General features: G+C 45.2%; 7 protein-coding genes. 1 reads left to right on the plus strand and 6 read right to left on the minus strand.

Annotation, left to right across the window (positions count from 1 at the left end):
• Window positions 1-926, plus strand: a 926-nt coding sequence (locus tag HPS54_RS12415; protein ID WP_172345741.1) for a TraM recognition domain-containing protein, incomplete at its 5' end; no start/stop codon positions are given.
• A gap of 176 nt (window positions 927-1,102) precedes the next feature.
• Here the strand turns inward: HPS54_RS12415 and HPS54_RS12420 are convergent.
• From HPS54_RS12420 to HPS54_RS12445, 6 genes are all read right to left on the minus strand, one after another.
• Window positions 1,103-2,023 (minus strand): Abi family protein, encoded by a 921-nt coding sequence (locus tag HPS54_RS12420; RefSeq protein ID WP_253952015.1) that lies wholly within the window; start codon window positions 2,021-2,023, stop codon window positions 1,103-1,105.
• Window positions 2,024-2,203: 180 nt separating this feature from the next.
• On the minus strand, window positions 2,204-2,809 hold the full coding sequence (locus tag HPS54_RS12425) for an RteC domain-containing protein (protein ID WP_049129741.1): 606 nt from the start codon (window positions 2,807-2,809) through the stop codon (window positions 2,204-2,206).
• Window positions 2,810-3,055: 246 nt separating this feature from the next.
• Entirely contained in the window at window positions 3,056-3,469 is a 414-nt protein-coding gene (locus tag HPS54_RS12430; RefSeq protein ID WP_049129740.1) for a hypothetical protein, read from the minus strand.
• Between the two features lie 342 nt (window positions 3,470-3,811).
• Window positions 3,812-4,720, minus strand: coding sequence for an RES family NAD+ phosphorylase (locus tag HPS54_RS12435; RefSeq protein WP_005680578.1), 909 nt, complete (start codon window positions 4,718-4,720; stop codon window positions 3,812-3,814).
• Window positions 4,721-4,767: 47 nt separating this feature from the next.
• The gene (locus HPS54_RS12440) at window positions 4,768-6,090 is read right to left on the minus strand and encodes a sigma-54-dependent transcriptional regulator (RefSeq protein WP_049129739.1); all 1,323 of its coding nucleotides are present in this window, start codon (window positions 6,088-6,090) and stop codon (window positions 4,768-4,770) included.
• On the minus strand, window positions 6,083-6,798 hold a 716-nt coding region (locus HPS54_RS12445; protein WP_172345743.1), incomplete at its 5' end, for a response regulator. The genes HPS54_RS12445 and HPS54_RS12440, both read right to left, overlap by 8 nt.

The following is a 6,798-nucleotide window of genomic DNA, read 5'->3' on the forward strand; positions in this document are numbered from 1 at the left end:
ATCCGGAGCTGGAGAACTACCTTTCGCCGTTCATGGATGCGTGGCTTGGAGGGGCTGCGGAGCAGCTCATGGGTCAGATAGCGTCGGCAAAAATCCCGCTTTCGAGGATGATTTCACCGCAGCTCTATTGGGTAATGTCGGACAGCGAGTTTACGCTGGACATCAACAATCCCGAAGAGCCTAAAATCCTCTGCGTAGGCAACAACCCCGACCGCCAGAACATATACGGGGCGGCTCTTGGTCTATATAACTCCCGTATCGTGAAGCTCATCAATAAGAAAAGGATGCTGAAGTCGTCGGTCATCATAGACGAGCTACCGACGATATACTTCAAAGGGTTGGACAATCTTATAGCTACCGCCCGGAGCAACAAGGTTGCCGTGTGTCTGGGCTTTCAGGATTTCAGCCAGTTAGTACGCGACTATGGCGATAAGGAAGCCAAAGTCGTGATGAACACCGTCGGTAATATCTTCTCCGGGCAGGTGGTAGGTGAAACGGCAAAGACACTATCGGAACGTTTCGGAAAGGTCTTGCAGAAACGGCAGTCCATCTCTATCAACCGGCAGGATGTTTCCACCTCCATCAACACGCAGATGGATGCGCTCATACCGCCGAGCAAGATTTCCGGTCTGACGCAGGGCATGTTTGTCGGTTCGGTGTCCGACAACTTCAACGAACGTATCGAACAGAAGATTTTTCACTGTGAGATTGTGGTGGATGCCGAGAAGGTGAAGCGGGAGGAAAGTGCCTACAAGAAAATCCCTGTCATTACCGACTTCACGGACGAGGACGGCAACGACCGCATGAAAGAGACGGTGCAGGCGAACTACCGGCGCATCAAGGAAGAGGTGAAACTGATTGTTCAGGATGAACTGGAACGCATCGCGGGCGACGAAAACCTAAAGCACCTGTTGCTGCAGAAATAAAAAAATCAGAGGTGGCGGAAAAAAATCTCCGTCACCTCTTAAAATGAAGAACGCCTCCCAAGTATGCTGTCTTACGACGCGCCCGGGAGGCTTATTATCTTTTAGTTTAACAACTGTCTTTATTAGATGTTGCAAAGATAATGCTTTTTTCTCTATCTGCAACGCTATAGAAGAACTTATTTTTTATTTTCCCAAATTATTTCGTTGCTCCAATTATCCGGGAATCCCATGGCATTGAGCGAAACAATACTTTCATAATCCTTCAATAACTCTTTAAGACGGTTCTTGAATGGTGATGTCGGATTGGCTGTCTGTAACATATAGTTCAACATACATAGGAAATAATAGATTTTGCTTCTTTTCGCTGTCTCCGGATTGTTTATCCATTCCAGCCGTTTGGAGAACGACAGACGTTCGGGGACAATGTTCAAGTCACGATTCCACAACCGCGCATGATGTGCACATATATTGCGCACATAGTTGATGGTATGAAGCCAAGAACAAAAGGTCTTGGGCGGCAATGCAAAGTAAGAAGCTATTCCGTTGATGTCCGCACGTTGTTTCAGCCCCGTGCATATCCGTGACAAATGGTTGAAATACATTATCTCAACACTCATCCATGATGGAGGATTCTCAGGTGTGTCATATTTGTTGCGATAATGCTGTATGAACACTTCCGCCTTGTTGTTGTGCAGTTGTTCCTTGATATGCTTCTGTATGTCGTTATACACATCTAATGTCACTTTTCGCCCGTCCCTCAATGTTATTTCTGTCGGTGGGTTAAAAATATCCGGTCTGTCTTGCCAATGGGAGCCATACTTGTGACTGAGCTGGTATATGATTTGTGTCCGTATGGACACTTCCAGCCGTTCAATGGCATCAAACACTAATAGTCGCAGCTTCCTGTCAAAGACATACAGGTTATATATCATATCCCATGTCGTTCCGGTTTTGAATGCATCAAGAATCATTCCATCTTCGCTTTTCTTATACGGCAACATATAAGCACTCAAACGGTAATAGCTGATATTGGCAAGCAATCTTTCCGCACGCTTTTCATCGGGAATGGTCATTCCTCTTGATTTCAGCAGTTCCATTTGCTCTGTATATGTTAATGGAGGTTTATTGTATCTTTCCATTTCCCGATTATCTAAATTTATGCAAAGGTATACTTTTTACCTGATATTCGGAACAATAACGCAGGGAATGTAAGGACTATCTATATACAAATCAGAGGATAGAGTGTTGAAGTCCGCCTGATTCGTATATATCACAATCTATCTTCTCATACGTTCCAACTCTTCATCGCGCAGCATCCTCTCGTTCAATTTCTCCTGCATTCTGTCAAGGAAGTAAGTACGGCTTTCGTTCTTCCGGCGTTTGATATCAGTGTAGAAGCGGTAGCAGTCTTTAGAATCAACCCCGAATATCTTATAGAGAAGTGGGGCGAGCTGTTTGAGCGGCATATTGCCGTTGTTGATGCAGCCCATCTCGTCTATGCCGTATATAAGCTCCACGAGGTCGATGGCGTTGCCCGTCCATTGAAGAAGGCTGGCGGTGGTTTCTGTTGCGTTGTTGGCGGATATTAATGGTGGCACTTGGGGCGTGGCAAGGAATTTCTGCATCTTTCTTACGAAAGACAGAGCCTTGCTGACGTAGGCGGCAATCTCTCTTTTTTCTTCTGACAGATTGCGCACGGGGTGGTGCTGCAACTCGATCTCGATGTATGCAAGCGCGATGACGGTAAGGTTCGCGTCCATGCCGCCGTTGCACAGTTCGATCACTTGGGTGGCGAAAGTCGTGTATGCCGTTTCCATATTGCAGTCACCGGCTTCGTTTATTAGGCGGAAGAAATCTGTTTCCGCCAGCAAGAAATAATTCATGGTTCCGTCAATTTTGAAAATTACACTTTGTTTTCTGCGTGCGCACATGAATATAATTGACAAAATACGTGTCAGAAAACAAAAAATCCGGCATCGTTTTTTCAAGGCACTGGATTTCAGTAGTATAAAATTCAATATTTTCCCGAAGGAATGAATTTATACGGGATTAAATTGTTCGTAATCGGAACATTTATTCTATTTCCGGAAACAGAATTGTATGACTGCCGCACATTTTGGCTGTCTTGCTTATTTGTCAAGGGTGTAGATACTGCGGCATACACCGTTGGGATAGCTTTTTACAGTGGAAAGCGTCCTGTGTTGCTCCGGCAGAGCCGATTTGAAAAAATGCCGTCCTGTTCCCGCGATGAAAGGAACGGTGTATAGTATGATTTCGTCCACAGCGTGCATACGCAGCAGTCCGTTGATATAGTCCGACGTGTCTGGTGTGGCTTCCGCGAGGTAACGAATGTTTGTACCGTCTTTCCGCCATTCGTGCAGCATTGAAATGGAATAGTCCGGTGTGACATGGTAAAGGGCTTTCTCCCTGATTTCATCAAGACCGCAACGGTCAAGGCACAAATCCTGATATGCTTTATCATATAACTCTGAAGAAAGACATCCGTCCATCGTCAGTACGGCGAGAATCTGAACTTTACCCATAATCGTTTCTTTTCGTTAGGCAAGGGTAAAAAAGTAGCGTGCAATTCACACTACCTTCAAGCGATGGCTCTGGTAAAGCCTTTACGGAGAGTACGTGAATGCACGCTATGCGTAAGCATAGCATAAGCATCACGCAATCGTCTCCGTAGTTCCAATTTACCAGATTTTCGCTTGAAACGCCTTGCGGTCTTATCCTATATGTTGGCGGCGAAAAGCTCCTGCCAATCGCCGTTTTTCTCAAATGTTATGCAAAGATAGCCCAATTCAGTTAATTACGAGCTGTGATTGCTTGAATTTATATATTTTTCTTACTTAATTAAGAATGCTTTTTCACACTAAAGGTTATTTTGACCTGATATTACTTTTTATTGAGATTAGCTTTTCATAATCGAGATATAAAGGCTCATTATCTTTAATATACGCTAAATCACCCTGATTGTCAGCACAACCAAAAGCCGCTCTTGCCGTTAGTTTGATATCTTCTATTCTAAAATCTTGAGAAGATATGGCTTCGCATTTCTCATGATTAAATATAGTCAAATTTACGCCTCCAAAATGTAACGAACTATTATACCTTATACCATCATATCCAAGATTTTTAAGATATTCCGCTATTATCTGGGATGGAATATAATCGTCAGAATTGTTAGTCGGTTTAGAAAATGCACTCTGTATCATTCTCATAACATACATTTCTACTGTTGCATTTTTATTTTCTGACAAGTCAAGTCCAACAGCAATATTAGCAATATTGAGAGGGCTATTAACTCTTATTTGTGCAATATTCACTGCATCGAATATAAATGGTCGCACCTCAAATAATGTTGTGATAGGACTTTCTGAAACATAAAGATACTTGATATATTTAGGGTTCGCACGTCCATCTGAAACTTTCACATTTTTAGGTGGGACAAAAGAGGCTTCTTTTGTGAGCCCTTTGAATGAATTCGATTTATTATGATAGCTTATATCTAACCGTTCTCCATCTGGTGCACTAAAACATTTATATACCATATGGTCATTTATACAACTATCATCAATAATTCTTGACCTAAAGAATATTTGACCAGAATGAACCTCAACAATATTCTCAGATACATATTTTGATAGTATATCCAAAAGTTGATGTTTTACAAAAAAACGATCTTTGTAAAGTACAACATCCTTGAACGCATACCAAATTCTGCGAGCTTCATAGCTCGCATCACTTTCATCAAAATATTTGTTGGGGTTTTCTCTATCTACTCTCATATTCTCAATTAATATTGCAAATATATGGAATTTCAGTGAATTACAGGCTATGATTGCTTGAATTTATATTTAAGTCCATACTCTTCAAGTTTGCTGTATAGTGTTGTCCTGCCTATTCCGAGCAGTTCGGCGGCGACACTCCGGTTGCCGTTTGCCTGTTTCAACGCACGCAATATCCGCTCCTTATCCTCCGCGTCATTGCGCAAGGCGAAGCTGACAGGTGAGGTCGGTTTCGTCACGGCAAGCTCCAGATGTTCTTTCGTCGCCACACCTTCCTGCGCTTGCAATACAGCTCCCATTATCTTTTGCCGAAGTTCCCGCACGTTGCCCGGCCATGCGTGTGTCAGCAACGCTTTACGTGCTTCGGAACTGAACCCGCTCACGCTACACTCCAGCTCTCTGTTTGCCATATCACGGAAGAACTCTGCCAGCGGCATGATGTCTTCCTGACAGTCACGCAACGGAGGAACGGTTATCCCGAAGTCGTGCAGACGGTACAGAAGATCCTGCCGAAAACGCTTTTCATTCACCGCTACTTCCAAATCTTCATTGGTAGCAGCGATGATGCGGACATTGAAATTCTGGTCTGCCTTGTCTCCGACCGGGCGATACCGCCTCTCCTGTATGGCGCGGAGCAACATCTGTTGGGTTTCCAACGCGAGGTTTCCTACCTCGTCCAGAAACAGCGTGCCGCCTTCCGCCTCATGGAAATATCCTTTCTTGGCACAGTCTGCTCCTGTAAACGCTCCCTTGACGTGTCCGAAGAAGGCCGAGGGCGCAAGCTCTTTGGTGAGTGAACCGCAGTCCACCGCCACGAATGGCTTGACTGCCCGCTTGCTCTTGTCGTGCAGGTGGTGGGCAATATGTTCCTTACCCGTGCCGTTCTCTCCGAATATCATCACGCTCATATCGGTAGCGGCTACCAGCCTTATACGGTGCATGATTTTCTGAAATGCGGAACCGTCACGGGCGAACACAGGCATACGGCGTTGTCCTGCCTGACGTTCTTTCAGTATGGAACGGATCAGGGGGACAAGTTTATCCTCCACAAGCTGTTTGGGAATATAGTCTATCGAGCCGAGTTTCATGCTTTCCACGGCGGTATTAACTTCGGCGTAGTCGGTCATAATGATGAAGGGCTGCATCTTTCCCACCTTTCGCATCCAGCGCAAAAGGTCAATGCCGTTACCGTCAGGCAGGCGCAGGTCGGCAACCACGATGTCATTATCCGTCGCCTGTTGCAGATATTTCTTCGCGGTTGAGAGGTGGTAAGCCTTCATGGTGTGGTAGCCCTCCCGTGCCAGCATGTTGCAGACAAATTCGCAGTACACGATATTGTCTTCTACCACAATTATTGTTGTCTTATCCATCTTCGTATTTTCTCCTTTCCTCTTCTGCCAACCGGATTATTTCTGCTCCCTTATCCAGCACAGCAGTCACAGCATGGCTTAACGCTTCACCATCCGGGAGTACATCGCCATGAAGCAATCTGTAAAGTACATTTAGCGGTTGGTCGGCACGTAGCACCTCCCACGAGCTGCGCAGGTGGTGTGTCAGGGAATCCAGCTTTTGCAGGTCTTTTTCTGTTGCCGCTTCCCGTATTGTCTGCATCTCCTTTTCAGTTTCCGTCATCAACTTTTCCAGCATAACGGCTTCATTGCCATAGGACAGCAAGGCTGAAAAGTCCGGATTTCCATCGGATGTTTCTTTTATGGCGCACTTGTCGGAAACCTCCATCAGTTCCGATATGGAGAACGGCTTGAACAGGCATCCGGCAAAACCTTTTGCCAAAAGTTCCTCTTTGTTGCAACTGCCCGAAGCGGTTGCCACGACCACGGGGATTGTCCGGGAATTGCCCACGTTGGACGTGCGCAGCAGTTCCAACAACTCGAAGCCGTTTATGCCGGGCATATTCAAGTCTGTCAGCAACAAGTTGTATTTTTTTTGGCGGATCATTTCCATCAGTGCCGCAGCATCGGTGCAAGTGTCGCAGTGTATTCCTTCTTGGGAATACATCTCTTTCAGCATCAGAAGTAATACCTCATCATTGTCAATGGCGACAACATCATGGAATTTAT

Source organism: Xylanibacter caecicola, assembly GCF_013166515.1.
Lineage (GTDB): Bacteria > Bacteroidota > Bacteroidia > Bacteroidales > Bacteroidaceae > Prevotella > Prevotella caecicola.